Here is a 23,150-nt window from a genome sequence, read left to right on the forward strand (position 1 = left end):
CCTAGGCTGGACCCATGAGTACCTTGCGCGGTCGCCTGGGGCCCGTCGGTCTGCCGGAGTGGAATCGCTGTGCGGTGATGGGCGTCGTCAACGTCACGCCGGACTCGTTCTCCGACGGCGGGCGCTGGTTCGACACCGAACTCGCGGTCAAGCGCGGGCTGGACCTGATCGCGGGCGGTGCCGACCTGGTCGACGTGGGCGGCGAGTCCACCCGTCCCGGCGCCTCGCGGGTCGACGAGCGCGAGGAGCTGCGCCGGGTCGTGCCCGTCGTGCGCGAGCTGGTGGCCGAGGGGGCCGTGGTGTCGGTGGACACCATGCGCGCCTCGGTCGCGGAGGCGGCCGTGGAGGCCGGGGCGACGCTGGTCAACGACGTGAGCGGCGGCCTCGCGGACCCGGCGATGGTGCCCGTCGTGGCCACGGCCCGGGTGCCCTTCGTGGTGATGCACTGGCGCGGCTTCAGCGCCGACATGAACAGCCGGGCCGTCTACGGGGACGTGGTCGGCGAGGTCCTCGCCGAGCTCCGGGAGCGGCTGGACGCCGTGATCGAGGGCGGCGTCGACCCGGACCGGCTCGTCGTGGACCCCGGCCTGGGCTTCGCCAAGAACGCCGAGCACGACCTGGCCCTCGTCGCCGGCCTGGCGCGGCTGCGCCGGGAGCTGGAGCTGCCGATGCTGGTGGCCGCCTCCCGCAAGCGCTTCCTCGGCCGGGTGCTCGCCGGCCCCGGGAACGAACCGCCGCCGGCCCGGGAGCGGGACGCCGCGACGGCCGCGGTCTCGGCGCTCGCGGCACGCGAGGGTGCGTGGGCCGTCCGGGTGCACGAGGTGCGGGCCAGCGCGGACGCGGTGCGCGTGGTGCGGGCGGTGCAGGAGGCGGCGGAGTCCGAGGAGATCGCCGAGGCCGCGGAGGCGCCTCGGCCGGCGGGTGCGGCAGGCGCGTCGGGCGCCGAGGGGGGCATGTGAGCACTGCCCGTACGGACAGCGAGCAGGTCGAGCTGGCGAACACCGCGCTGTACGAGGCGGTGGAGCGCGGCGACACGGCCGCGATGGGCCGGCTGTGGCTGGACGACCCGGACGCCGAGGTGTCGTGCGTCCACCCGGGGTGGCCGGTGCTGCGCGGGCGGAGCGAGGTGCTCCGTTCGTATGCGCTGATCATGGCGAGTACGGACTACATCCAGTTCTTCCTGACCGACGTCGAGGTGGCGGTCGCCGGTGACACGGCCCTCGTGACCTGCACGGAGAACATCCTCAGCGGCGGCCCGGCCGAGGAGGAGGGCGAGCTGGGGCCCCTCGTCGGCCAGCTGGTCGTGGCGACGAACGCCTTCCGGCGCGTCGGCGAGGAGTGGAAGGTGTGGTCGCACCACGGCTCGCCGGTGCTCGCCGGGCGGGACGAGGAAGAGGACGAAGAGGGCACGAACGGTGCGAACGGCGGGGCGGACGGCATTCCGGGGGCGTGACGTATCTCGCGTTGCGCCGTGCCCGGTGAGGGGCCGCCAGGCGTCAGCACAGTGGATCCTCATCACTCGTTCGGGCTGCTCGGCGGCCGGGTAGGGGTGGGGGACGGGGTCTGCGGGTAAGCGCGGCGGAGGTCGTGACCGGCCCGGCGGGGCGGGCGTCCGAATGAGCCCGGAACGTGCGGAAGTATCCGTGAATATGTGCATAAATCCCTAGCCTCCATGTGTGAGCGCTGTCGGTGCTCGCAGGTAGATTCGACGTGGGTACCGGGCATCGGCAGGTGCCCCCGTCCGACGACCAGCAGGAGTGATTCGTGTGGATCGTGTCGCGCTGCGCGGCCTGAAGGCCCGTGGGCACCACGGCGTGTTCCCCCGGGAGCGCGAAGAGGGCCAGACCTTCATCGTGGACCTCGTCCTGAGCCTGGACACCCGGGCGGCCGCCGCCTCCGACGACCTCACGAAGACCGTGCACTACGGCATCGTCGCGGAGGACGTGGTCAATATCGTCCAGGGCGAGCCCGTCGACCTCATCGAGACCCTGGCCGAGCGAATCGCCCAAGACTGCCTCAAGCACGATGCGGTGCGCGAGGTGGAGGTGACCGTCCACAAGCCGGACGCCCCCATCACCGTGCCTTTTGATGATGTGACGATCACTATTACGCGGAGCCGAGTATGAGCAGCAGCGACCCGACCGTGCAGCCGGTGCCCGCCTCCGTGGTGGAGCAGGTGGACGCGGCGGACGTGACCCTGAGCAACCCCAAACGAGCCGTGATCTCCCTGGGCAGCAACCTCGGCAACCGCCTGGAGACCCTGCAGGGCGCGATCGACGCCCTGGAGGACACGCCCGGCCTCCGGGTCAAGGCCGTCTCCCCCGTCTACGAGACGGAGCCGTGGGGCGTCGAGCCCGGCACCCAGCCCTCGTACTTCAACGCCGTCGTCCTCGTGAAGACCACCCTCCCGCCGGACTCCCTGCTGGAGCGCGGCCACGCCATCGAGGAGGCCTTCGAGCGGGTCCGGGACGAGCGGTGGGGCCCGCGCACCCTCGATGTCGACATCGTCGCCTACCAGGACGTCGTCTCCGCCGACCCCGTCCTGACCCTGCCGCACCCGCGCGCCCACGAGCGCGCCTTCGTCCTCGCCCCCTGGCACGACGTCGACCCCGAGGCCGTCGTCCCGGGCCGGGGCGCGGTCGTCGAGCTGCTCGCGGCCGTCGGCACGGAGGGCGTGCAGCCCCGCGTCGACCTGGAACTCCGACTGCCCGAGTAATCGTTGTAGGCGGTTGTAGTCGTTGGACCACCTGGGAACGCGATCGAGATGAGGAGCGACGGCTCGGTGAGGCAACTGCGGATCGGGGTGCTGGCCGGGCTGTTCGCCGTGGCCGGCGTCCTCTCCTGGGCGGGCGCCCGGCTGTGGGACTCGGTCGGCACGCTGCCGCGGGTGCCGGTGGCCGCGCCCATCGTGCTGGCGGTCATCGCCGTCGTCCTCGCGGCCACGGCGCTCTCGCTGCGCGCCCGGCTGCGGGCGCAGCGCGAGCGGCGCCCCGGCGCGAAGGGCGTCGATCCGCTGGTGGCCGCCCGTGCGGTCGTCTTCGGCCAGGCCAGCGCGCTGGTCGCCGCACTCGTCGCCGGCATGTACGGCGGCGTCGGCGTCTTCCTCGGCCTCGACGGCCTGGACGTCGAGCCCCGCCGCGAGCAGGTGATCTACGCCGGCGCGTCCGTCGTCGCGGGCATCGCCGTGATCGCCGCGGCGTTCTTCCTGGAACGCGTCTGCAAACTCCCGGAGGACGAGGACGACGGCCCGGGCGGTACGGGCACGGTCCGCGGCTGACGCCACCGGCCGCCGGACCGGGGCGCCCAGCAGATCAAGGCTCCGCACCCTTGGATCCGCCGCGGCGGCGCGCGACCACGATGGCGCGGCCCGGCGGTGCCGTGCGGCCTCCGGCCAGGGATTGAAAGGGCGCCCGCGCCCTCTGTGGCCTTCGGCCGTGGGTAGGGATGCCCGCACCCTGTGGCCTCCGGCCAGGGGGTGAAAGGGTGCCTGCGCCCTTGGATCCGCCGCGGCGGCGCATAACCACGATGGCGCGGCCCGGCGGTGCCGCGCGGCCTCCGGCCAGGGGTTGAAAGGGCACCCGCACCCTTGGATCCGCCGCGGCGGCGCGCGACCACGATGGCGGAGCCCGGCGGTGCCGTGCGCGCCTCAGGCCGGTACGGCACCGCCGGACACCGCCGCCGGGGCTACGCCCCCGGGATGCTCTCCAGGTTCACCTCACTGCGGGCCCCGCCCCGCGAATCCGCATCGATCGAGCGTCGCAGCGCCTCGTGCAGCCTCGCCGGAGTCAGGACGCCGACGAAACGGTCCGTCGCGTCGCCGTCGAGGACGGCGATCCAGCCCGCGTCGTGCTGCAGCATCGTGCTGAAGGCCTGCTTGAGGGAGGCGCCGACGGGGAGCCACGCGTCCATGCGGCGGGCCCGGTCCCGTACCGTGCCGCCGCTCGCGAGGGCCTCCGCCGAGACCCAGCCGTGCAGCCGCCCGGCGTCGCCGAGGACCACGGCCCAGCGGGCGCCGTCCGCGGCGAGGGCGGCGGCGGCCGTGGCGGCCGGGTCGTCCAGCCGCACGACCGGCGGCTGTTCGAGGTCGCCTTCTTCGATGGGGGTGACGGAGAGCCGCTTGAGACCCCGGTCGGCCCCGACGAAGTCGGCGACGTACGGCGTGGCGGGTGCGCCCAGCACCGTGGCGGGCGCGTCGAACTGCTCGATGCGGCCGTGCCCGTAGACGGCGATGCGGTCGCCGAGCCGCACGGCTTCCTCCATGTCGTGCGTGACGAACAGCACCGTCTTGCGCACCTGCGACTGCAGCCGCAGGAACTCGTTCTGGAGCCGCTCCCGCACCACGGGGTCGACCGCCCCGAACGGCTCGTCCATGAGCAGGACGGGCGGGTCGGCGGCGAGGGCCCGGGCGACCCCGACCCGCTGCCGCTGCCCGCCGGAGAGCTGGTGGGGGTAGCGGGAGCCGTGGACGGCCGGGTCGAGCCCGACGAGGTCGAGGAGCTCGGCGGCCCGGTCCCGGGCCTTCTTGCGCTGCCAGCCCAGCAGGTGGGGGACGGTCGCCGTGTTCTCCAGCACGGTCTTGTGCGGGAAGAGCCCGACCTGCTGGATGACGTAGCCGATGCGGCGCCGCAGTTCGACGGGGTCGACACCGGCGATGTCCTCGCCGTCGAGGAGGATCCGGCCCGACGTGGGCTCGATGAGCCGGTTGACCATCTTCATCGTGGTGGTCTTGCCGCAGCCCGAGGGCCCCACGAGCGTGATGAGCTCGCCCTCCGCCACTTCGAAGGACAGGTCGTCCACGGCGGTCGTGCCGTCGGCGTAGCGCTTGGTGACGTGCTCAAAGCGGATCATGGTTCCCCATTCTGGCCGTACTTCCGGCCGTACTCGCTGGGGACATTGTTGCCTTTGTGTGGCGGCCGGCTCGAATGTCAGTGCCCCGGGTTAGGGTCGATGGCGACCGGCAAACCGTGGGTCGTACGGCCAGGGGGAGGTGGGCGCGCATGGCGGGGCAGTCCTGCCTGATCAGCAATGACTGGATCTGCGGAGAGTATCTGCGGACCCGGGGCCAGGAGTTGACGGACGCCACGCTCCAGCACGTCGGCATCACGCTCGCGTCGGTGGCCATAGGGCTGCTCGTGGCCTTCCCGCTCGCGCTGCTGGCCCGCAGGTGGCGCGCCGCGGCGGGCCCGGTCCTCGGCCTGACCACCGTGCTCTACACGGTGCCGTCGCTGGCGATGTTCTCGCTGCTGGTGCCGTTCTTCGGGCTGTCGGTGGCGGTGGTGGTCACGGGCCTCGTGCTGTATTCGCTGACGATCCTCGTGCGGAACATCCTCGCGGGGCTCGCGGCGGTGCCGGAGGAGGCGAGGGAGGCCGCGCGCGGCATGGGCTACGGCCCGGTGCGCCTGCTCTTCGGCGTGGAACTGCCGCTGGCGCTGCCCGCCCTGATGGCGGGTCTGCGGATCACCACGGTGTCCACGATCTCGCTCACCACGGTCGGCGCGATCCTGCACTACGGCGGCCTGGGCAATCTCGTCTACGACGGCATGCACAGCTATTTCAAGGCGCAGGTGCTCACCGCGTCGGTGCTGTGCGTCGCGCTGGCCGTCGCCGCGGATCTGCTCCTGCTGCTCGTCCAGCGGCTGCTGACGCCGTGGACGCGAGCGGGAAGGACGGCGCGGCGCAAGGCCGGGAAGTCCGCGGTGCGGCCGGCGGCCGAGGGGGCACTCTGATGGGCGTCGTGGAGCGCACGTGGTCGTGGCTGGCCACCGGCGCGCACTGGTCGGGCACGGACGGCGTGTGGCACCGGCTCGGTGAGCACCTCTTCCTGACGGTGGTGTGCCTGGCGATCTCCTGCGCGATAGCGCTGCCGGTGGCCGTGCTGCTGGGCCATCTGGGCAAGGGCGGCGCCCTCGCGGTCAACATCTCCAACGCGGGCCGTGCCGTGCCGACGTTCGCGGTGCTGGTGCTGTTGCTGCTCAGTCCGCTGGGCACGCACGGCTCCTGGCCGACCGTCATCGCGCTGGTGCTGTTCGCGATACCCCCGCTGCTGACCAACGCCTACGTGGGCATGCGCGAGGTGGACCGCGATGTGGTCGAGGCGGCCCGCGGCATGGGAATGACGGGCCGTCAGCTCATAGCGCGTGTGGAGCTCCCGCTGGCGTTCCCGCTGATCGTGACGGGCGTGCGGACCGCTGCCGTGCAGGTCGTGGCCACGACCACGCTCGCCGCCCTGCCCGGTGGCGGCGGCCTGGGCCGCATCATCACGGCGGGCTTCCGCCTCACCGACACCGCCCAGGTGGTGGCCGGCGCCGTGCTGGTGGCGGCGCTCGCGCTGCTCGTCGAGGGCGTGCTGATGGTGGCGGAGCGGCTGTTCGACCCGGTGCGGCGGCGTACGGGGCCGGTGCCGGGGTAGGCGCGGCGCCGGTCAGCGAACCGACGGCGGCCGGAGAGCGGCCGCCGGAACCGAAGGAGTTCCCCATGAGCAGCACCCCGCGCCGGGCACGGACCCCCCGCGCCCTGCTGGCGACGGCCGCCGTCGCCGTCCTGACGGCCGGTCTCGCCGCGTGCGGCGGCGACAGCCTGGAAAAGTCCGGGGGAGGAGGCGGCGGCTCGGCGAAACCGGGGGAGAACGCGCTGGTCATCGGCTCGGCCGGGTTCACGGAGTCCAGAGTGCTCGCCGAGATATACGCGGGCCTGCTGAAGGACGCCGGATATTCCCCGACGATCAAGACCACCGAGGCTCGCGAGCTCTATGAACCGGAGCTGGAGAAGGGCCGGATCGACGTCGTCCCGGAGTATGCGGCGACGCTCGCCGAATTCCTGAACAAGAAGCAGAACGGCAAGGACGCTCCCGCCGTCGCGTCCGCCGATGCCGACGCCACGGTGAAGGCCCTGCGGAAACTCGCGGAGCCGCGTGGACTGAAGGTGCTCGACCCCGGCCGCGCGGTCGATCAGAACGCCTTCGCGGTCACCGCGGAGTTCGCGGGGAAACACCAGCTCAAGACGCTTTCCGACCTGGGAAAGTCGGGTCAGGAGGTCAAGCTCGCGGCGGGTGACGAATGCCCGCAGCGGCCCTTCTGCCAGCCCGGTCTGGAGAAGACGTACGGCATCCGCGTCACGGGCATCGCCCCGCTGGAGGTGGGCAGCGTCCAGGCCAAGCAGGCGGTCAAGGACGACAAGGCCCAGCTGCTCCTGACCACGACCACGGACGCCACGCTCGAACAGTTCGGACTGGTCCTGCTCAAGGACGACAAGAAGCTCCAGAACTCGGACAACGTCCTGCCCGTGGTGAATGCACAGAAGGCGGGTTCGCAGAAGGTCGCGGACGCCCTCGCGAAGCTCACCAGGGTGCTGACCACGGAAGACCTCACCGAACTCAACAAGAAGGTGGATGCGCAGCGGCTCAAGCCCGCCGATGTCGCCGCGCAGTACCTCAAGGAGAAGGGGCTGCTGACGAAGTGAGAGGTGTAGGGGACAAGTAAGATCAAGGGAAGAGTTTCGTGGTGGAGTCACACTCCCGAGGCGACGCACGGTAAGTTTCAGGCCATGCCACGAGGACGCCACCGCCATTCGCCATCCCTGCACAGGCTCCTTCCCCCATCGGCGGTCGCCGCGACATCGGTCGCCTGCGCCGCCGGTGCTTGGGTGGTAGGTGAAACGGTCGTCATCCGGGGCCTCGCCGCGGCGGCTGCCGCCGCCGCGGTGGTCGGCGCCGTGCTGATGCGCCGTTGGGACCGCACCGCCGGGAAACAGGTCGCCCAGCTCACCGCCGCCCGCACGCGCGACGAGTGGAAGACCGAGGAGCGCATAGCCGAGCTCGAGACGGATCTGGAGGACACCCGGGCGGCCAAGGCCCGGCTGGAGTCCAAGCTGCGCGGCAAGCGCGCCGAGCTGGCCCGTCTCCGCACCGAGCACGCCGACCTGCTGCGCCGCTACGCCACCGCCGAGACCGGGCGGGCCAGCGCGCTGGAGGGCCGCCGCGTCGCCCGTGCCGGCGCGCCTGCGCTGGAGTCCGGTGCCCCGCTCACGGTGCCCGGCCCGGCCGTCGACCCCGCCGCGTTCCGCAAGGCCGCGGAGGTGCTGCGCGGCCTCGCCGGCGGCGAGCCCGCCGCCGCGGCGGAGCCCCGTAAGCCCGTGACGACGCCTCAGGCGGTGCCCAAGGCCGTGCCCGGGCCGCGGCCGGAGGCCCCGGGCCGGGCCGCCGGCGGGCAGAAGGCCGACGGTGCCGCGCCCGGTGCGGCCGACGGCCTCAAGGCTGTCAAGGGGCCCGCTTCCAGCGCCCCCGCCGTCCCGGCAGCCTCCGGCACCCTGCCCGCGCCCGCCGAGGGCCGGCAGGCCCCCGCCGCCGCGAAGCCCGCCCTGCCGCAGGCCCCGGCCGCCCAGCGCCCCGCCTCCCGCACCACGGGCGGCTTCGACTTCTTCGGCACCCAGCGCCCCGCCCCGGCGCAGCGCCCCGTCGAGGAGACGGACCTCGCGGACGTCGTCGGCGAGGAGGCGCTCGCCGAGGCCGAAGCGGAGGCCGAGGCGAAGGCCAAGGAGGAAGCGGACGGCGCGCCGGCCGGGGACGACGTCATCGACCTGACCGCGCACGACGAGACCGAGCAGATAGACGTGGCCGAGCTGCGTACCGCCGTGTCCTAGGCGTCGCGCGGGCCCGGCCTGCAGAAACGAAACCCCCGGCGGGGTTCCCGCCGGGGGTTTCGTTTTCTGCACGGCCTGCGTACCGCCGTGCCCTGCTTTCGATGTGCCCTACTTGTCGATGTCGCCCACGACGAAGAACAGCGACCCCAGGATCGCCACCATGTCGGCGACCAGCGTCCCCGGCAGCAGCTCGGTCAGGGCCTGGATGTTGTTGAAGGAGGCGGAGCGCAGCTTCAGCCGGTACGGGGTCTTCTCGCCCTTCGAGACCAGGTAGTAGCCGTTGAGGCCGAGCGGGTTCTCGGTCCACGCGTACGTGGCGCCCTCGGGGGCCTTCAGCACCTTCGGCAGCCGCTGGTTGATCGGCCCCGGCGGCAGGTCGGCGATCCGGTCGAGGCAGGCCTCCGCGAGCTCCAGCGCGTTGTGCGTCTGCTCCAGCAGGCACTCGAAGCGGGCCAGGCAGTCGCCGTCCTCGCGGGTGACGACCTTGAGCACGTCCTGCAGCTCCCCGTAGGCGAGGTACGGCTCGTCGCGCCGCAGGTCGAAGTCGACGCCGGACGCGCGGGCGATCGGGCCGCTCACCCCGTACGCGTGCACCGTCTCCGGCGCGAGGACGCCGACGCCGCGCGTGCGGCCCCGGAAGATCTCGTTGCCGAGGACGAGCCGGTCGTAGACGTCCATCCGGGAGCGGACCTGGGCCACGGCGTGCCGGGCCCTGCCGAGCCAGCCGGCCGGCAGGTCCTCCTTGAGACCGCCGACGCGGTTGAACATGTAGTGCATCCGGCCGCCGGAGACCTCCTCCATCACCGTCTGGAGCTCCTCGCGCTCGTGGAAGGCGTGGAAGACGGGGGTGATGCCGCCGAGCTCCAGGGGGTAGGAGCCGAGGAACATCAGGTGGTTGAGGACCCGGTTCAGCTCGGCGAGGAGCGTGCGGGTCCACACGGCGCGCTCGGGGACCTCCATGCCGAGCATCCGCTCCACGGCCAGGACGACGCCCAGCTCGTTGGAGAACGCCGACAGCCAGTCGTGGCGGTTGGCGAGCACGATGATCTGCCGGTAGTCGCGGGCCTCGAACAGCTTCTCCGCGCCGCGGTGCATGTAGCCGACGATCGGCTCGGCCTCCCGGACCCGCTCGCCGTCGAGGACGAGCCGCAGGCGCAGCACGCCGTGCGTGGACGGGTGCTGGGGTCCGATGTTGAGCACCATGTCGGTGCTCTCCGCCGCACCGCCGATGCCGACTGTCGTCTCCGTCATGGGGGTCATGGGGACAAGTCTGTCAGCCTTCCGGGCCGGGCCGGTCCGGGGAGCCGCCGCAGGCCCGCTCCGGGGCGTCCGGGAGCAGCCCCCGGCAGGCCTCGCCCACCGGGTGCACCAGCCAGCCGAAGGCCCCGAGCCCGGCCGGCGAGGTGAGCTCGGCGGCCTCCCCCGCCCGCCCCAGCGCCCGGACGTAGGCGGCGGGATCGGCCGACGCGAGCGACAGCGGCGGGCGTCCGCCGTCCACGCCGAGCGCCCGCAGCGCCTCGCGCTGGGTCAGCACGGTGCTGCCGGGCCGCGCGCAGGCGTCCATGGCGACGTGCGCGGTGATGTCGCACGAGCCGTCCGGCACCGGCCGCACCTCGCGGCCCTCGCGGAAGCCGGTCAGCGTGCCGAACGGCGGACGGCCGGCGCGCTCGTGGGCGTAGTCGACGGCCACGGCGAGCCCCGCGCGCAGGCTGCCCACGGCCCGCGCCCAGGCGGCGTCGCGGGGCCGGCCGATCTCGGCGCGGGTGCCGGGCGGCGCGCCCTCGACGGGCCACCAGCGGGCGAGCCACGCGGCGTCCTCGCCCGCGACCGGCTCCCCGAGCAGCTCCTCGCCGTCCTCCTGGACGAGCACCTGGCGCGCGACGCCCTCCGCGTCCGTCTCGGCGACGTCCACGGGCACGTTGTCGAGCCACTCGTTGGCGAACAGCAGGCCCTCGACGCCTTCCGGGACGTCACCCACCCAGGTGATGCGCCCGTCCAGCCCGGCCGGGCGGGCGGCGCGCTCGACGGCGTACGGGCGCAGCCGCGCGGCCACGTCCGCCGGCAGCTGCGCGAGGACGCCGGTGAGCAGCTCGCCGCGCCCGGCGCCGACGTCCGTGAACGCGAGCTCGGCCGGGTGCCCGAGCGCCTTGTCGACCCGGCACAGCAGCTCGGCGACGGCACCGGCGTACAGCGGCGAGGCGTGCACGGAGGTGCGGAAGTGCCCGGCGGGGCCCTCGGGGCGCCGGTAGAAGCCGCCCGGGCCGTAGAGCGCGGTCTCGGTCGCGGCGCTCCATGTTCTCGTTCCGCTTGCCATACGCACACGCTATGCGCCCTTCGTGGGCACGCCGCCTCCACCTTGCGGAGTAGAAGGAGTGTCACCGGATCGATCGCCGGGCTGACCCCGGCACGTACCCGGCATGCCTACGCTGGGTGACGTGCACCGCCTCTACGACTTTCTCCGCAGGCACCCGACCGGAGTGGACAGCTTCTGGGCTCTGCTGCTGTTCGGGATCAGCCTGCTGGCCGCCGCCGAAGAACACGGCACGTCGGCGGTCCAGAGGACCGTGCACGTCGGCGTGGTGGTGGCCCTCAGCCTGGTGATCGCCCTGCGCCGCCGCGCGCCCGTCCCCATGCTGTTCCTCGCGATCGCGAGCGGCCTGGCCCAGATCGCGGCCGACGTGCAGGGCAGCGTCGCCGACATCGCGATGTTCGCGATCGTCTACACCGTCGCCTCCGGCCACGTCCGCTGGGCGTCGAGGGTGGCCCTGGCCGGCGGGCTGGCCGCACCGGTGCTCTTCCTGATCCGCTGGCCGCTCGTCGGCCACGGGCCCGGCCAGACGCTCATCACCCTCGCCTTCCTCACCGCCCCCTTCGTCCTCGCCTGGGTGCTCGGCGACTCCATGCGCACTCGCCGCGCCTACTGGGCCCAGCTGGAGGAGCGCGCGGCCCGCCTGGAGAAGGACCGCGAGCAGCAGGCCCGGATGGCCGTGACCGCCGAGCGGGCGCGCATCGCCCGCGAGCTGCACGACGTCGTCGCGCACAACGTCTCGGTGATGGTCGTCCAGGCCGACGGCGCCGCGTACGTCCTCGACGCCTCGCCCGAGCAGGCCAAGCAGGCCCTGGAGACGATCTCCGGAACGGGCCGCCAGGCGCTCGCCGAGATGCGCCGCCTGCTGGGCGTCCTGCGCACCGAGGAGGGCACGACCGAGGGCGGGGACTACGTGCCGCAGCCCGACGTCGAGCAGATCGGCGACCTGGTCGAGCAGGTGCGGGGAGCGGGCCTGCCCGTGCAGTACGAGGTGGAGGGCGCGCCGCGGCCGCTGCCGAGCGGTGTGGAGCTCACCGCGTACCGCATCGTGCAGGAAGCCCTGACCAACACGCGCAAGCACGGCGGCCCGGAGGCCGGCGCGAGCGTCCGCCTCACCTACTTCGACGACGGGCTCGGCCTGCTCGTCGAGGACGACGGCCGGGGCGCGCAGCACGAGCTGTACGAATCGGGCGGCGCGGACGGCATGGGCCACGGTCTGATCGGCATGCGCGAGCGCGTCGGCATGGTCGGGGGCACGCTGGACGCGGGGCCGCGGCCGGGCGGCGGCTTCCGGATCAGCGTGCTGCTGCCGGTGAAGCCGGGCGGCCGCTGACGCTGATGTTGTTGACGCTTGCTGCTGGAATGCTCATGTCGCTCGTATCAAAGCTCGTATCGCTCGTATCGCTCGTATCGAGGAAAGGGACATCCGCATGTCCATCCGCGTGATGCTCGTGGACGACCAGGTGCTGCTGCGCACCGGCTTCCGCATGGTGCTGGCCGCCCAGCCCGACATGGAGGTCGTCGCCGAGGCCGGGGACGGCGCGGAGGCCCTGGAGGTGCTGGCCGGCACGGACGTGGACGTCGTCCTCATGGACGTCCGCATGCCCCGGCTGGACGGCGTGGAGGCGACGCGGCGCATCTGCGCGCAGGACGGGGCGCCGAAGGTGCTCATCCTGACCACGTTCGACCTGGACGAGTACGCGTTCTCGGCGCTGAAGGTCGGCGCGAGCGGCTTCATGCTCAAGGATGTGCCGCCCGCCGAACTGCTGGGGGCGATCCGGGCCGTGCACAGCGGGGACGCGGTGGTCGCGCCGAGCACGACGCGGCGGCTGCTGGATCGTTTCACCCCCATGCTGCCCAGCACGAGCAACGAACCGGCCACCGCGGAGCTGGGGCGGCTCACCGAGCGCGAGCGCGAGGTCATGCTGCTCGTCGCGCAGGGCCTGTCCAACGGGGAGATCGCGGCGCGGCTGGTGCTGTCCGAAGCCACCGTCAAGACGCACGTGGGACGCATCCTCACCAAGCTGGGGCTGCGGGACCGCGTGCAGGTCGTGGTGCTCGCCTACGAGAGCGGGCTCGTACGGGCCGGGGGCGGGGCGGCGCAGCAGTAGGCACCGGGCACGGCAGCAGGCCCTAGACGCTGACGGCCTCCCGCACGGCTGCGAGGAACTCCTCCGTGCGGGGGTGCGTGGGGTGCGCGGGGCTCGCGAGGTACACCGTCGCGGCGGGCGCGTCTTCGACCGGGACGAAGCGGACGCCGGGGTGGCCGTGGCTCTCCCCGGTGCCCGCCGCCGCGAGGCCGAACGCGTCGCCCGTGGCGATGAGGTTCAGCCACTCGTCGACGTTGTGCACCTCGACGGTGCGGGACGGGCGCTGCGCCGGGGGCCACAGGTCCGGCGAGCCGGTGCCCGTCTCCGGCCACATCGCGAGGGGCAGGTCCGGGCCCTCGGTGAGCTCGGCGAGGCGCACCCGGGGCCGGCCGGCGAGCGGGTGGTCGTCCGGGAGGGCGGCGATGCGGTCCTCGGTGTAGAGGGCCTCGGTGCGGATGCGCGGGTCACGGGGGCGGGTGCGGAGCACGGCGACGTCGGAGTCGCCGGTGGCCAGGCCCGCGGTGCGGTTGTCCTGGCGGACCACTTCGAGGGGCACGTGCGGGTGCGAGCGGCGCCACGAGCGCAGCAGGGGAACGGTCTGCTGCCCCAGGACCGCGCAGGTGTAGCCCAGGCGGAGGGGGCGGGAGACGGCCCTGGTGTCCGCGAGCGCGGCGTCGAGGTGCGCCAGGATCGCCCGGCCGTGCCCGAGCAGGGTGACCCCGGACGGGGTGAGGTCCAGGTGGCGCGACGAGCGGTCGACGAGCCGCACGCCGACGCGGGCCTCCAGCTGGGCGAGCGTCCGGGAGAGGGCGGGCTGCGTGACGTGCAGCCGGGCCGCCGCGGCGGTGACGGTGCCCTCGTCGGCGATGGCGGCCAAAGCCTTGAGGTGACGCAGTTCCACATCCATGCGCGGGAAGCATAGCTGCTGCGCAGAAGGCATTTCCGGGGGGCGGGGGAGGCTCCGTAACGTCGGTTCCGCAAGCGATTGCGGATATTCCGGTATTCCAATGTGGGGACGGTGGACGATGAGGATCCTTCTGGTGGGCGCGGGCGGGACGCTGGGCGGCGCGGTGCGGAAGGCGCTGGCCGCGCGGGGCCACGAGGTGATCGGCGTGGGGCGCAGCGCCGGGGACATGATCTGCGACGTCACCGACCCGGAGGCGGTCGGGCGGCTGTACGGGCAGGTGGGAGGGCTCGACGCGGTGGCGGTCGCGGCCGGTGACGCGGTCTTCAAGCCGCTGGGCGAGCTGACGGCGGACGACTTCGCGGCGACGCTGCGCGGCAAGCTGCTCAGCCAGGTGGAGCTGGTGCGGCAGGGGACGGGGCACGTGGCCGCCACCGGTTCGTTCACGCTGATCAGCGGGGTGCTCACGGACGAGCCGATCGTGGCGGGGGCGGCGGCTTCCGCGGCGAACGGGGCGGTGGAGGCGTTCGTACGGGCCGCCGCGATCGAGATCGCGCCGCAGCGGATCAACGCGGTCAGCCCGACCGTGGTCGAGGAGTCCCTCCCCGGCTACGCCCCGTTCTTCCCCGGCATGGAAGCGGTCCCGGCGTCCCGGGTGGCGACGGCGTACGTCCGCGCGATCGAGGGCGCCCAGACGGGCCGGGTGTACGGGGTCCGCTGACCGCGGGGGCCTCTCCGGGGGGCCACTTCCGCCGCGGGGGCCCATTGCCGGTCCGGCAACCCTCTTCCGCCGCGGCGTCGTTCAGCCACCTGCAAGGTGCCCGGCGGTGCCGAGCCGGCCTGACGTGCGTACGGCACCGCCGGTCACGCTCGTGGGGGACGGGCGCCGTCGCGGCGGATTCATGGGTACGGGCGCCCATTCCTGGGCCGGCGGCCTTGGCCGGCCCATTGCCGGTGCCGAGCCGGCCACGGCACAGCCGGTCGGGTTCATGGGTGCGGGCACCCATGCCCCGCGCCGCGGGCTCACGGGGGTGCGCGACCCCCAGGTCCTACCTCAGCACCGTTTCCAGGAAGTCGCTGCCCAGGCGGGCCACCACCGGCAGGTCCAGCTGGTGGAGGACGTACCGGCCGCGGCGGCGCGTGGACAGCAGGCCCGCCTTCTTCAGCACGGCTATGTGCCGGGACACCTCGGGCGCCGTCAGGCCGAAGACGGTGGCCAGCTCGCTGGTCGTGTGCGGGCCGCGGGACAGCGTGCGGCACAGCCGCATCCGGACGGGGTGCGCGAGCGCTTCCAGCCGCTTCTGCATCAGCTGCAGGGCCGGGCCCTTGGGGAGCTCGGGCGCGGCCACGGGGTACTGCACCATCGGCTGCCAGCCGGACCGGTTCAGCACGATGAGGTGCGGCCACCCGAAGGCGGTCGGGATGAACGTCAGACCGTCCGCGTAAGCCGTCGCCCGCCCGTCCTGCAGCTTGTCGAAGACGATCCGGGCGCCGTCCGCGCCGACGGAGACGGCCGGGGAGACCGCGGCCATGGCTTCGGCGAGCCCCTTGCGCCGCAGCAGGTCCGCCTTGTGGCGGGCGTCCGCGGCGAGCTGCACCCGCACGCGCTGCCAGTTGTCGGCGAAGAACGCCTCCTCGCAGTCCTCCAGGAGCCTGCGCAGCCAGGCGCGCAGCGCGCCCGGGTTCTCCAGCATGCGGTCGGTGAACTGCGCCTGCCGCGGGCCCCGGGCGGCGGACAGCTCGCGCACCCGCGCCCGCTGCCCGGCGTCCACCAGCGGGGAGGGGACGGGCTGGGAGCTGCAGGTGACCTCGAAGGCCGCGGCCACGAACTTCTCGTCGTCCATGCGGTCGAGGTCGTCGAGCTCTTCGGCGAGCGTGGCCCGGGGCGCGGCGGGCAGCAGCAGGTCGGAGCGGGCCGAGCGCCACAGGAAGTCGGCCTCGGTGAGCCGGTCGGCGAGGTCCGGCCGGAGCCCGGAGGCGGTCGCCGTGGCCCAGCCGTGCAGCCCGGGGTGGTGGCCGGGCTCGGACAGGACGTGCAGCATCGAACCGAGCTCCGCCAGCGGCGACGGGTTGAAAACGATGCGCTCGTGCGGCAGCCCGGCGATGTTGATCTCCACGCTCATGTGCCCATCGTGCCCGCCCCCGCGAGGGTCCGGCCGTCATTTGACGGCTCTCGTCAATTGACGCGGCAGGTCAGCGCCCACCGGCGCACCGTTGAGGACATGAACGCAGCTCAGCAGCACATGCTCGACCTCTACCGCGCCGCCCAGCTCGACCAGCCGGCCCCGCCCGCCCCCGGCACCGGGGACGTGGAGGCCTTCCGCTCCTTCCGCACCTGGCGCGCCTTCCAGGGCGTCGTCGACGAGCGGGTCGCGGCTCGCCGCGCCCGCCGGGCGGCACTGCTCCGCTCCCTCCTGCTCCGCGGCTCGCGGCGCCCGTCAGCGCTCCGCCCGTCAGCGCTCCGCCCGGCTGCCGTCCGCCCGTATCCGGCGCAGGACCCCACCCGCCGCGTCCCGGACGTCTGCGGCCGTCCAGCCGAGTGCTGACGCGCCGACGGTGACCTCGGTGAACGAGACGCCCGGCACCGGGGACGGCGTCCAGACCCCGAACACCGTGGTGCGCGTCTCCTCCGCGAACGACACGGACGCCTCGTCCAGCGCCTCGGCCGGATACGGCAGCCACACCTGGAACTGGTGGGTGTGCGGCACGGGCGGGTTCATCCGGAACCACGGCACACCGGCGGAGCGGAAGGCGTCCTCCAGGGCCCGCGCCACGACCTTGGCGTGTGCCACGTACGACGGGAGCCGCGGCAGCTCGTGGTCCAGCCCGGCCAGGGCCGCGAGCGCCGCCGGCCACTGCTGGAAGACGTTGCCCCCGTACCGGTGGCGCCGGACGAGGCGCCGCAGACCGGACTACCCGGCGCTCTCCCGGGCAGCGCTCCACGCCCTGAGGGGCTCGGTATCGAGAGTGAACCCCACCGGCGCGGGCAGCTCGATGCTCTTGCCGAAGGCAGCGGTGTGGCGTTCCTGGTAGGTGCCCTCTACGGGTTCGCTGTACACGGTGACCTCGCCGGCGTCCCGGTCGACGAGCAAGTACACGGGGATGCCGCTCTCGGCATAGGCGCGCGGCTTCTCGACGCGGTCGCGCCTGTTCGTGTCGTAGTCGTGCGAAGTGACCTCGACGGTCATAAGCACGCCGTCGGGCTCGGCCCACTCCCCGGCCTGGACGAAATGGCCTGTGGGGGCGAGGGTCCCGTCGGGGCGGGCGCGCCCCTTGCGGTAGGTCTCGATCTTGAGGCCCTGTCCGGTATGAAGATCCAGGGAGGGCTGGTGCTGCAGGCACTGCCGGACGAGCCACATCGTGATCGTCTCGTGGAGCCCATCGGGCACGGCCTTGACCCCCATCTTTCCGCCGATGAATTCCATACGCAGCCCCTCGGCCTCGCGCATGGCCGCCTCGGCGAGGGCCTCGAACTGTTCCGTCAGCATTTGCTCACCCGTGTGCGGCCGATCGTCCAGTGCGGTCACGGTGCGCCTCCCTCCACCTGAGGTCTTCAGGCTAGACCCGGCCATCAGCGATCGTCGGTCTTCCGGCAACTGATCACTCGAACGTGTGGTCGGGTTATTCCCGTGCCCGGCGTTATCCACAAGGCTGGGGACGGTCGGGGACGGCCTCTCGCGCCTCACGTAGCATGACGAATGAATCGTCCGGTACCCCCCGCGGACTGGAACGGAAGGCCATCGCCGCGTGAACGCACACACCCTCCCGGAGCACCCGAGCCCCCAGGACCGCCCCGCCCGGCTCACCGTCGGCGTCGTCGGCGCGGGCCGCGTCGGCCCGGCGCTCGCCGCCGCGCTCCGGCTCGCCGGGCACCGCCCGGTCGCCGTCTCCGGAGTCTCCGACGCCTCGGTGCGCCGGGCCGCGGCCCTGCTGCCCGAGGTCCCGCTCGTCCCGCCCGCCGAGGTCCTCGCGCGCGCCGAGCTGGTCCTGCTCACCGTGCCCGACGACGCCCTGCCGGGCCTGGTCAGCGGCCTCGCCGAGACGGGCGCCGTGCGCCCGGGCCAGCTCCTCGTGCACACCTCGGGCCGGCACGGCACGGCCGTCCTCGACCCCGCCCGCCGCGCCGGGGCCCTCCCCCTCGCCCTGCACCCCGCCATGACCTTCACCGGCACCCCGGTCGACGTCGACCGCCTCGCCGGCTGCTCCTTCGGCGTCACCGCGCCCGAGGAGCTGCGGCTCGCCGCGGAGGCCCTGGTCATCGAGATGGGCGGCGAGCCCGAGTGGATAGCGGAAGAGGCCCGCCCGCTCTACCACGCGGCCCTCGCCCTCGGCGCGAACCACCTGGTCACCCTGGTCGCCCAGGCCATGGACCTGCTGCGGACCGCCGGCGTCGCGGCTCCCGACCGCATGCTCGGCCCGCTCCTCGGCGCCGCGCTCGACAACGTCCTGCGCAGCGGCGACGCGGCCCTGACCGGCCCCGTGGCCCGCGGCGACGCCGGCACGGTCGCCGCGCACGTCGCCGAGCTGCGCACCCACGCGCCCCAGGCCGTCGCCGGCTATCTGGCGATGGCCCGTACGACCGCCGACCGCGCCCTCGCGGCCGGCCTGCTCAAGCCCGAACTGGCCGAGGACCTGCTCGGCGTACTGTCCGACGGAGGACGGCCGTGACCCTTGCCGAGTGGCTGAAGGACCGGGACCGCGAGCCCGCCTTCGAGCTCGTACCCGCAGTCGAGGACCTCGACCACCTCCTCGACCACCACGCGGTCCCCGGCCGCACCGCGGTCGTGATGACCATGGGCGCGCTCCACGAGGGCCACGCCACGCTCATACGCGCCGCGCGCGAGCGCGTCGGCCGCAAGGGCCTCGTGATCGCCACGGTCTTCGTCAACCCCCTGCAGTTCGGCGCGGGCGAGGACCTGGACCGCTATCCGCGCACGCTGGACGCCGACCTCAAGATCGCCGAGGCGTCGGGCGCGGACGCCGTCTTCGCCCCCTCCGCCGAGGAGGTGTACCCGGGCGGAGAGCCCCAGGTGCGCCTCACCGCAGGCCCCATGGGCGAGCGCCTGGAAGGCGCCTCCCGCCCCGGGCACTTCGACGGCATGCTCACGGTCGTGGCCAAGCTGCTCCACCTCACCCGCCCCGACCTGGCGTTCTTCGGCCAGAAGGACGCCCAGCAGCTCGCCCTGATCCGCCGCATGGTGCGCGACCTCAACTTCCGTACGGAGATCGTGGGCGTGCCGACCGTACGGGAGGCCGACGGCCTCGCCCTCTCCAGCCGCAACCGCTATCTGTCCGCCGACGAGCGGCGGACCGCCCTCGCCCTGTCCCGCGCCCTGGCCGCGGCCGGGAAGGAGAAGGCCGCGGCGCCGGCCGCCCTGGCCGCCGCCCGCGCCGTCCTGGACGAGGCGGCACGGCTCGACCCCCCGCTGCACCTCGACTACGCCGCCCTCGTCGACCCCGCCGACTTCACCGACGTCCCCGACGGCTTCACGGGCGAAGCCGTCCTCGCCGTCGCCGCCAAGGTCGGCACCACCCGCCTGATCGACAACGCCCCCCTGACCGTCGGGCCGGCCACGGGAGCGCAGCGATGACCGGCATACGGCTCCACGCACCCCGCCCCGGCTGGTCCGTCGACGCGGACGTCGTCGTCGTGGGCTCCGGCGTCGCCGGGCTCACCGTCGCCCTGCGCTGCGCGGCCGCCGGCGCGCACGTCACCGTCGTCACCAAGGCGCTCCTGGACGACGGCTCCACCCGCTGGGCCCAGGGCGGGATAGCGGCCGCGCTCGGCGAGGGCGACACCCCCGAGCAGCACCTGGAGGACACGCTCGTCGCCGGCGCGGGCCTCTGCGACGACGAGGCCGTGCGGACCCTGGTCACCGAGGGCCCGGACGCGGTGCGCCGGCTCATCGCCACGGGCGCGCGGTTCGACACCGACGCCGTGACCGGCGCCGTCCTGCTCACCCGTGAGGGCGGTCACCACCGCCGCCGCATCGCCCACGCGGGTGGTGACGCGACCGGCGCCGAGATCTCCCGCGCCCTCGTCGACGCCGTCCGCGCGGCGGGCATCGAGACCATCGAGCACGCCCTCGTCCTCGACCTCCTCAAGGACGCGGAGGGCCGGGCCGCCGGCGTCACCCTGCACGTCATGGGCGAGGGCGAGCGCGACGGCGTCGGCGCCGTACGGGCCCGCGCCGTCGTCCTCGCGACCGGCGGCATGGGCCAGGTCTTCTCCGCGACCACGAACCCGGCCGTCTCCACCGGCGACGGCGTCGCCCTCGCCCTGCGGGCCGGCGCCGAGGTCTCCGACCTGGAGTTCGTCCAGTTCCACCCCACCGTGCTGTGGCTCGGCCCGGACGCCGAGGGGCAGCAGCCGCTCGTGTCGGAGGCCGTGCGCGGCGAGGGCGCCCACCTCGTCGACGCCCATGGCCACCGCTTCATGGTCGGCGCGCACGAGCTCGCCGAGCTCGCCCCGCGCGACATCGTCGCCAAGGGCATCATGCGGCGCATGCAGGAGCTCGGCGCCCAGCACATGTACCTCGACGCGCGCCACTTCGGCGCCGAGATGTGGGAGCACCGCTTCCCCACGATCCTCGCCGCCTGCCGCGCGCACGGCATCGACCCGGTCACCGAGCCGATCCCGGTCGCGCCCGCCGCGCACTACGCCTCCGGCGGCGTCCGCACGGACCTGACCGGCCGCTCCACCGTGCCGGGTCTCTACGCGTGCGGCGAGGTCGCCTGCACGGGCGTGCACGGAGCGAACCGCCTCGCGTCGAACTCGCTGCTGGAAGGCCTCGTCTTCGCGGAGCGCATCGCCGCGGACGTCACGGAGGCGCTCCGGGAGCCGGGCGCGCCCCGGCAGCCGGCGGCCGCCGACACCGGTACCGGCACGGTGCTCGCCGGTCCGAAGGCCCGGCCGGAGATCCAGCGCATCATGACCGAGGGCGCCGGAGTCCTGCGGTCCAGGGAGAGCCTCGAACGGGCGGCCGCCGAGCTCGCCCGCATCGACGAGGACGCCGCCGCCGCGCTGGAAGCGCCCGGCACGGAGAGCTGGGAGGCCACCAACCTCCTGCTCGTCGCCCGTGTCCTCGTCGCCGCCGCCCTCCGCCGCGAGGAAACCCGCGGCTGCCACTGGCGCGAGGACGCCCCGGACCGGGACGATGCCTGGCGCCGCCACCTCTTGGTGACCCTGCGCCCGGACCGTACGCTCTCGGTCTCCACCACCGAGGCCGCCGCGTTCCCGCCCGCAGCGGCTCCGACGCCCCACCCGCCCACGAACGGCGCCGAACCGAGGAGCACCACGTGACCACCCCGAACGACCTCCCCCTCCACCAGATCGGCCAGGACATCCAGGTGAACCTCGAAACGGCCACCGGCGGCTGCGGTGACGGCTGCGGCTGCGGCGAGACGTTCGCGGAGGACGCCATGGAGTGCGGCCTCGACCCCGACCTCGCCCGTCTCCTCGCCGACGCCGGCCTCGACCCCCTGCAGGTCGAGGACATCGCCCACCTCGCCATCGACGAGGACCTCGACGGCGGCGAGGACGTCACCACCCTGGCCACCATCCCCGCCGACGCCGTCGCCACCGGCGACTTCACCGCCCGCATGGACGGCACCGTCGCCGGCCTGCACGTCGCCGAGGCGATCCTCTCGGTCGTCTGCACCGAGGAGTTCGAGGTCGAGCGGCACGTCGCGGACGGCGACCGCGTGACCGCGGGCCAGAAGCTGCTCACCGTCCGCACCCGCACCCGCGACCTGCTCACCGCCGAGCGCAGCGCGCTCAACATCCTGTGCCGCCTGTCGGGCATCGCCACCGCGACCCGCGAGTGGGCCGACCTGCTGGACGGCACCAAGGCCGCCGTCCGCGACACCCGCAAGACCACGGTCGGCCTGCGCGCCCTGGAGAAGTACGCGGTCCGCTGCGGCGGCGGCGTCAACCACCGCATGTCCCTGTCGGACGCGGCCCTCATCAAGGACAACCACGTGGTCGCGGCCGGCGGCGTCGCCGAGGCCTTCAAGGCCGTCCGGGACGCCTGCCCCGGCCTGGCCATCGAGGTCGAGGTCGACCGGATCGACCAGATCGAGCCGGTCCTCGCCGAGGGCGCCGACCTCGTCATGCTGGACAACTTCACCCCCGAGCAGACCCGCGAGGCCGTCGAACTGGTCGCGGGCCGCGCCCTGCTGGAGTCCTCCGGCCGGCTCACCCTCGTCAACGCCCACGCCTACGCCGAGACCGGCGTGGACTACCTGGCGGTCGGCGCGCTGACCCACTCCTCCCCGATCCTCGACATCGGCCTCGACCTCCGCGAGCGCGACGAGGACGAGGCCCGGGGGGAAACCGCCTGATGCTGCTCACCATCGATGTCGGCAACACCCACACGGTCCTCGGCCTGTTCGACGGCGAGGAGATCGTCGAGCACTGGCGGGTGTCCACCGACCCCCGCCGCACCGCCGACGAACTGGCCGTCCTCCTCCAGGGCCTGATGGGCATGCACCCGCTGCTCGGCGAGGAGCTCGGCGACGGCATCGACGGCATCGCCATCTGCTCCACGGTCCCCGCGGTCCTGCACGAGCTGCGCGAGGTCACCCGCCGCTACTACGGCGACGTGCCCGCGGTCCTGGTCGAGCCGGGCGTCAAGACCGGGGTGCCGATCCTGATGGACAACCCCAAGGAGGTCGGCGCCGACCGCATCGTCAACGCCGTCGCGGCCGTCGAGCTCTACGGCGGCCCGTGCATCGTCGTCGACTTCGGCACGGCCACGACCTTCGACGCGGTCAGCGCCCGCGGCGAGTACGCGGGCGGGGTGATCGCCCCGGGCATCGAGATCTCGGTGGAGGCGCTGGGCGTCAAGGGCGCGCAACTCCGCAAGATCGAGCTGGCCCGCCCGCGCGGCGTCATCGGGAAGAACACGGTCGAGGCCATGCAGTCCGGCATCCTCTACGGCTTCGCCGGGCAGGTCGACGGCGTCGTCGAGCGGATGGCCCGCGAGCTCGCCGACGATCCGGACGAGGTGACCGTCATCGCCACCGGCGGGCTGTCGCCCCTGGTCCTCGGCGAGGCGTCGGTCATCGACGAGCACGAGCCGTGGCTCACGCTGATCGGCCTGCGGCTGGTCTACGAGCGGAACGTCTCCCGCACGTAGGGCGGCGTGTTCCACGGCGGCGGTCCGGGCCCGCACGCAACCAACCGTCCCTTTCAACTGTCCTGTCAGCT

General features: G+C 73.6%; 24 protein-coding genes and 1 pseudogene. 18 read left to right on the forward strand and 7 right to left on the reverse strand.

Features of this window, described 5'->3' with window-relative positions:
* The first annotated feature begins 14 nt into the window (after nt 1–14).
* The 5 genes from folP to ACOTKD_RS09160 all read left to right on the forward strand — a co-directional run bounded on the left by folP (nt 15) and on the right by ACOTKD_RS09160 (nt 3,277).
* Complete coding sequence (gene folP / locus ACOTKD_RS09140) at nt 15–959, forward strand: dihydropteroate synthase (protein WP_424888341.1); 945 nt, start codon at nt 15–17, stop codon at nt 957–959.
* Nucleotides 956–1,453, forward strand: coding sequence for a nuclear transport factor 2 family protein (locus ACOTKD_RS09145; protein ID WP_424888342.1), 498 nt, complete (start codon nt 956–958; stop codon nt 1,451–1,453). Before folP ends, ACOTKD_RS09145 begins: the two co-directional genes overlap by 4 nt.
* Before the next feature lie 313 nt (nt 1,454–1,766).
* The gene (gene folB / locus ACOTKD_RS09150; RefSeq protein WP_424888343.1) at nt 1,767–2,126 is read left to right on the forward strand and encodes a dihydroneopterin aldolase; all 360 of its coding nucleotides are present in this window, start codon (nt 1,767–1,769) and stop codon (nt 2,124–2,126) included.
* Nucleotides 2,123–2,716 carry a 2-amino-4-hydroxy-6-hydroxymethyldihydropteridine diphosphokinase gene (gene folK, locus ACOTKD_RS09155; RefSeq protein WP_106681264.1) on the forward strand — a complete coding sequence of 198 codons (594 nt, stop codon included), beginning with the start codon at nt 2,123–2,125 and terminating at the stop codon, nt 2,714–2,716. Before folB ends, folK begins: the two co-directional genes overlap by 4 nt.
* Before the next feature lie 66 nt (nt 2,717–2,782).
* On the forward strand, nt 2,783–3,277 hold the full coding sequence (locus tag ACOTKD_RS09160; RefSeq protein WP_424888344.1) for a DUF3180 domain-containing protein: 495 nt from the start codon (nt 2,783–2,785) through the stop codon (nt 3,275–3,277).
* A 407-nt stretch (nt 3,278–3,684) separates the two neighbouring features.
* Here the strand turns inward: ACOTKD_RS09160 and ACOTKD_RS09165 are convergent, their stop codons facing one another.
* Nucleotides 3,685–4,848, reverse strand: coding sequence for an ABC transporter ATP-binding protein (locus ACOTKD_RS09165; RefSeq protein WP_424888345.1), 1,164 nt, complete (start codon nt 4,846–4,848; stop codon nt 3,685–3,687).
* 149 nt (nt 4,849–4,997) lie between these two features.
* Between ACOTKD_RS09165 and ACOTKD_RS09170 the strand changes: the two genes are divergently transcribed.
* The 4 genes from ACOTKD_RS09170 to ACOTKD_RS09185 all read left to right on the forward strand — a co-directional run bounded on the left by ACOTKD_RS09170 (nt 4,998) and on the right by ACOTKD_RS09185 (nt 8,637).
* A complete protein-coding gene (locus ACOTKD_RS09170; RefSeq protein WP_424888346.1) occupies nt 4,998–5,726 on the forward strand; it encodes an ABC transporter permease in 729 nt (242 codons plus the stop codon).
* Entirely contained in the window at nt 5,726–6,409 is a 684-nt protein-coding gene (locus tag ACOTKD_RS09175; protein WP_424888347.1) for an ABC transporter permease, read from the forward strand. Before ACOTKD_RS09170 ends, ACOTKD_RS09175 begins: the two co-directional genes overlap by 1 nt.
* 65 nt (nt 6,410–6,474) lie before the next feature.
* Entirely contained in the window at nt 6,475–7,458 is a 984-nt protein-coding gene (locus ACOTKD_RS09180) for an ABC transporter substrate-binding protein (RefSeq protein WP_424888348.1), read from the forward strand.
* A gap of 183 nt (nt 7,459–7,641) precedes the next feature.
* A complete protein-coding gene (locus tag ACOTKD_RS09185) occupies nt 7,642–8,637 on the forward strand; it encodes a hypothetical protein (protein WP_424888349.1) in 996 nt (331 codons plus the stop codon).
* 108 nt (nt 8,638–8,745) lie between these two features.
* Here the strand turns inward: ACOTKD_RS09185 and ACOTKD_RS09190 are convergent, their stop codons facing one another.
* Both ACOTKD_RS09190 and ACOTKD_RS09195 read right to left on the reverse strand, forming a co-directional pair.
* On the reverse strand, nt 8,746–9,888 hold the full coding sequence (locus ACOTKD_RS09190) for an NADH-quinone oxidoreductase subunit D (protein ID WP_424888411.1): 1,143 nt from the start codon (nt 9,886–9,888) through the stop codon (nt 8,746–8,748).
* A gap of 22 nt (nt 9,889–9,910) precedes the next feature.
* Nucleotides 9,911–10,951, reverse strand: coding sequence for an SAM-dependent methyltransferase (locus ACOTKD_RS09195; RefSeq protein WP_424888350.1), 1,041 nt, complete (start codon nt 10,949–10,951; stop codon nt 9,911–9,913).
* A 121-nt stretch (nt 10,952–11,072) separates the two neighbouring features.
* Here ACOTKD_RS09195 and ACOTKD_RS09200 point away from each other — a divergent pair, with 121 nt between their 5' ends.
* Both ACOTKD_RS09200 and ACOTKD_RS09205 read left to right on the forward strand, forming a co-directional pair.
* On the forward strand, nt 11,073–12,278 hold the full coding sequence (locus ACOTKD_RS09200) for a DUF7134 domain-containing protein (RefSeq protein WP_424888412.1): 1,206 nt from the start codon (nt 11,073–11,075) through the stop codon (nt 12,276–12,278).
* A 97-nt stretch (nt 12,279–12,375) separates the two neighbouring features.
* Nucleotides 12,376–13,056 (forward strand): response regulator, encoded by a 681-nt coding sequence (locus ACOTKD_RS09205; RefSeq protein ID WP_424888351.1) that lies wholly within the window; start codon nt 12,376–12,378, stop codon nt 13,054–13,056.
* Between the two features lie 22 nt (nt 13,057–13,078).
* Here ACOTKD_RS09205 and ACOTKD_RS09210 read toward each other — a convergent pair whose 3' ends face one another.
* A complete protein-coding gene (locus tag ACOTKD_RS09210; RefSeq protein ID WP_424888352.1) occupies nt 13,079–13,942 on the reverse strand; it encodes a LysR family transcriptional regulator in 864 nt (287 codons plus the stop codon).
* 118 nt (nt 13,943–14,060) lie between these two features.
* On the opposite strand from ACOTKD_RS09210, the gene ACOTKD_RS09215 reads away from it, so the two are divergent.
* Nucleotides 14,061–14,660 (forward strand): short chain dehydrogenase, encoded by a 600-nt coding sequence (locus tag ACOTKD_RS09215; RefSeq protein WP_424888353.1) that lies wholly within the window; start codon nt 14,061–14,063, stop codon nt 14,658–14,660.
* Nucleotides 14,661–14,988: 328 nt separating this feature from the next.
* Here ACOTKD_RS09215 and ACOTKD_RS09220 read toward each other — a convergent pair whose 3' ends face one another.
* Nucleotides 14,989–16,062 (reverse strand): DUF5937 family protein, encoded by a 1,074-nt coding sequence (locus ACOTKD_RS09220; RefSeq protein ID WP_424888354.1) that lies wholly within the window; start codon nt 16,060–16,062, stop codon nt 14,989–14,991.
* Nucleotides 16,063–16,161: 99 nt separating this feature from the next.
* Between ACOTKD_RS09220 and ACOTKD_RS09225 the strand changes: the two genes are divergently transcribed.
* A complete protein-coding gene (locus tag ACOTKD_RS09225; RefSeq protein WP_424888355.1) occupies nt 16,162–16,485 on the forward strand; it encodes a hypothetical protein in 324 nt (107 codons plus the stop codon).
* Here ACOTKD_RS09225 and ACOTKD_RS09230 read toward each other — a convergent pair.
* Together ACOTKD_RS09230 and ACOTKD_RS09235 are read right to left on the reverse strand one after the other, a co-directional pair.
* A pseudogene (locus tag ACOTKD_RS09230) lies at nt 16,393–16,827 on the reverse strand (threonine aldolase); the annotation flags it as partial. The gene ACOTKD_RS09225 and the pseudogene ACOTKD_RS09230 overlap by 93 nt on opposite strands.
* Nucleotides 16,828–16,851: 24 nt before the next feature.
* Complete coding sequence (locus ACOTKD_RS09235) at nt 16,852–17,427, reverse strand: Uma2 family endonuclease (RefSeq protein WP_424888356.1); 576 nt, start codon at nt 17,425–17,427, stop codon at nt 16,852–16,854.
* A 259-nt stretch (nt 17,428–17,686) separates the two neighbouring features.
* Here ACOTKD_RS09235 and ACOTKD_RS09240 point away from each other — a divergent pair, with 259 nt between their 5' ends.
* From ACOTKD_RS09240 to ACOTKD_RS09260, 5 genes are read left to right on the forward strand one after another with little or no spacing between them, the layout of a single operon-like run.
* Nucleotides 17,687–18,607: a Rossmann-like and DUF2520 domain-containing protein gene (locus ACOTKD_RS09240; protein WP_424888357.1), complete on the forward strand. Its 921-nt coding sequence runs from the start codon at nt 17,687–17,689 to the stop codon at nt 18,605–18,607.
* Nucleotides 18,604–19,530 carry a pantoate--beta-alanine ligase gene (panC, locus tag ACOTKD_RS09245; RefSeq protein ID WP_424888358.1) on the forward strand — a complete coding sequence of 309 codons (927 nt, stop codon included), beginning with the start codon at nt 18,604–18,606 and terminating at the stop codon, nt 19,528–19,530. Before ACOTKD_RS09240 ends, panC begins: the two co-directional genes overlap by 4 nt.
* On the forward strand, nt 19,527–21,242 hold the full coding sequence (locus ACOTKD_RS09250) for an L-aspartate oxidase (RefSeq protein ID WP_424888359.1): 1,716 nt from the start codon (nt 19,527–19,529) through the stop codon (nt 21,240–21,242). Before panC ends, ACOTKD_RS09250 begins: the two co-directional genes overlap by 4 nt.
* Nucleotides 21,239–22,282 carry a carboxylating nicotinate-nucleotide diphosphorylase gene (nadC, locus tag ACOTKD_RS09255; protein ID WP_424888360.1) on the forward strand — a complete coding sequence of 348 codons (1,044 nt, stop codon included), beginning with the start codon at nt 21,239–21,241 and terminating at the stop codon, nt 22,280–22,282. Before ACOTKD_RS09250 ends, nadC begins: the two co-directional genes overlap by 4 nt.
* Entirely contained in the window at nt 22,282–23,079 is a 798-nt protein-coding gene (locus ACOTKD_RS09260) for a type III pantothenate kinase (protein WP_120755518.1), read from the forward strand. Before nadC ends, ACOTKD_RS09260 begins: the two co-directional genes overlap by 1 nt.
* Nucleotides 23,080–23,150 lie beyond the last annotated feature (71 nt).

The organism is Streptomyces sp. XH2 (assembly GCF_049725035.1).
GTDB classification, from domain to species: Bacteria; Actinomycetota; Actinomycetes; order Streptomycetales; family Streptomycetaceae; genus Streptomyces; species Streptomyces roseoverticillatus.

Coding starts and splice junctions, on each gene's coding strand:
- ACOTKD_RS09220 (WP_424888354.1), bottom strand. CDS start 16,062: ATGAGCGTGGAGATCAACATCGCCGGGCTGCCGCACGAGCGCATCGTT.
- ACOTKD_RS09180 (WP_424888348.1), top strand. CDS start 6,475: ATGAGCAGCACCCCGCGCCGGGCACGGACCCCCCGCGCCCTGCTGGCG.
- ACOTKD_RS09235 (WP_424888356.1), bottom strand. CDS start 17,427: ATGCTGACGGAACAGTTCGAGGCCCTCGCCGAGGCGGCCATGCGCGAG.
- ACOTKD_RS09195 (WP_424888350.1), bottom strand. CDS start 10,951: ATGGCAAGCGGAACGAGAACATGGAGCGCCGCGACCGAGACCGCGCTC.
- ACOTKD_RS09175 (WP_424888347.1), top strand. CDS start 5,726: ATGGGCGTCGTGGAGCGCACGTGGTCGTGGCTGGCCACCGGCGCGCAC.
- folK (WP_106681264.1), top strand. CDS start 2,123: ATGAGCAGCAGCGACCCGACCGTGCAGCCGGTGCCCGCCTCCGTGGTG.
- ACOTKD_RS09170 (WP_424888346.1), top strand. CDS start 4,998: ATGGCGGGGCAGTCCTGCCTGATCAGCAATGACTGGATCTGCGGAGAG.
- ACOTKD_RS09225 (WP_424888355.1), top strand. CDS start 16,162: ATGAACGCAGCTCAGCAGCACATGCTCGACCTCTACCGCGCCGCCCAG.
- ACOTKD_RS09260 (WP_120755518.1), top strand. CDS start 22,282: ATGCTGCTCACCATCGATGTCGGCAACACCCACACGGTCCTCGGCCTG.
- ACOTKD_RS09215 (WP_424888353.1), top strand. CDS start 14,061: ATGAGGATCCTTCTGGTGGGCGCGGGCGGGACGCTGGGCGGCGCGGTG.
- ACOTKD_RS09190 (WP_424888411.1), bottom strand. CDS start 9,888: ATGACGGAGACGACAGTCGGCATCGGCGGTGCGGCGGAGAGCACCGAC.
- ACOTKD_RS09210 (WP_424888352.1), bottom strand. CDS start 13,942: ATGGATGTGGAACTGCGTCACCTCAAGGCTTTGGCCGCCATCGCCGAC.
- ACOTKD_RS09165 (WP_424888345.1), bottom strand. CDS start 4,848: ATGATCCGCTTTGAGCACGTCACCAAGCGCTACGCCGACGGCACGACC.
- ACOTKD_RS09250 (WP_424888359.1), top strand. CDS start 19,527: ATGACCGGCATACGGCTCCACGCACCCCGCCCCGGCTGGTCCGTCGAC.
- ACOTKD_RS09205 (WP_424888351.1), top strand. CDS start 12,376: ATGTCCATCCGCGTGATGCTCGTGGACGACCAGGTGCTGCTGCGCACC.
- folP (WP_424888341.1), top strand. CDS start 15: ATGAGTACCTTGCGCGGTCGCCTGGGGCCCGTCGGTCTGCCGGAGTGG.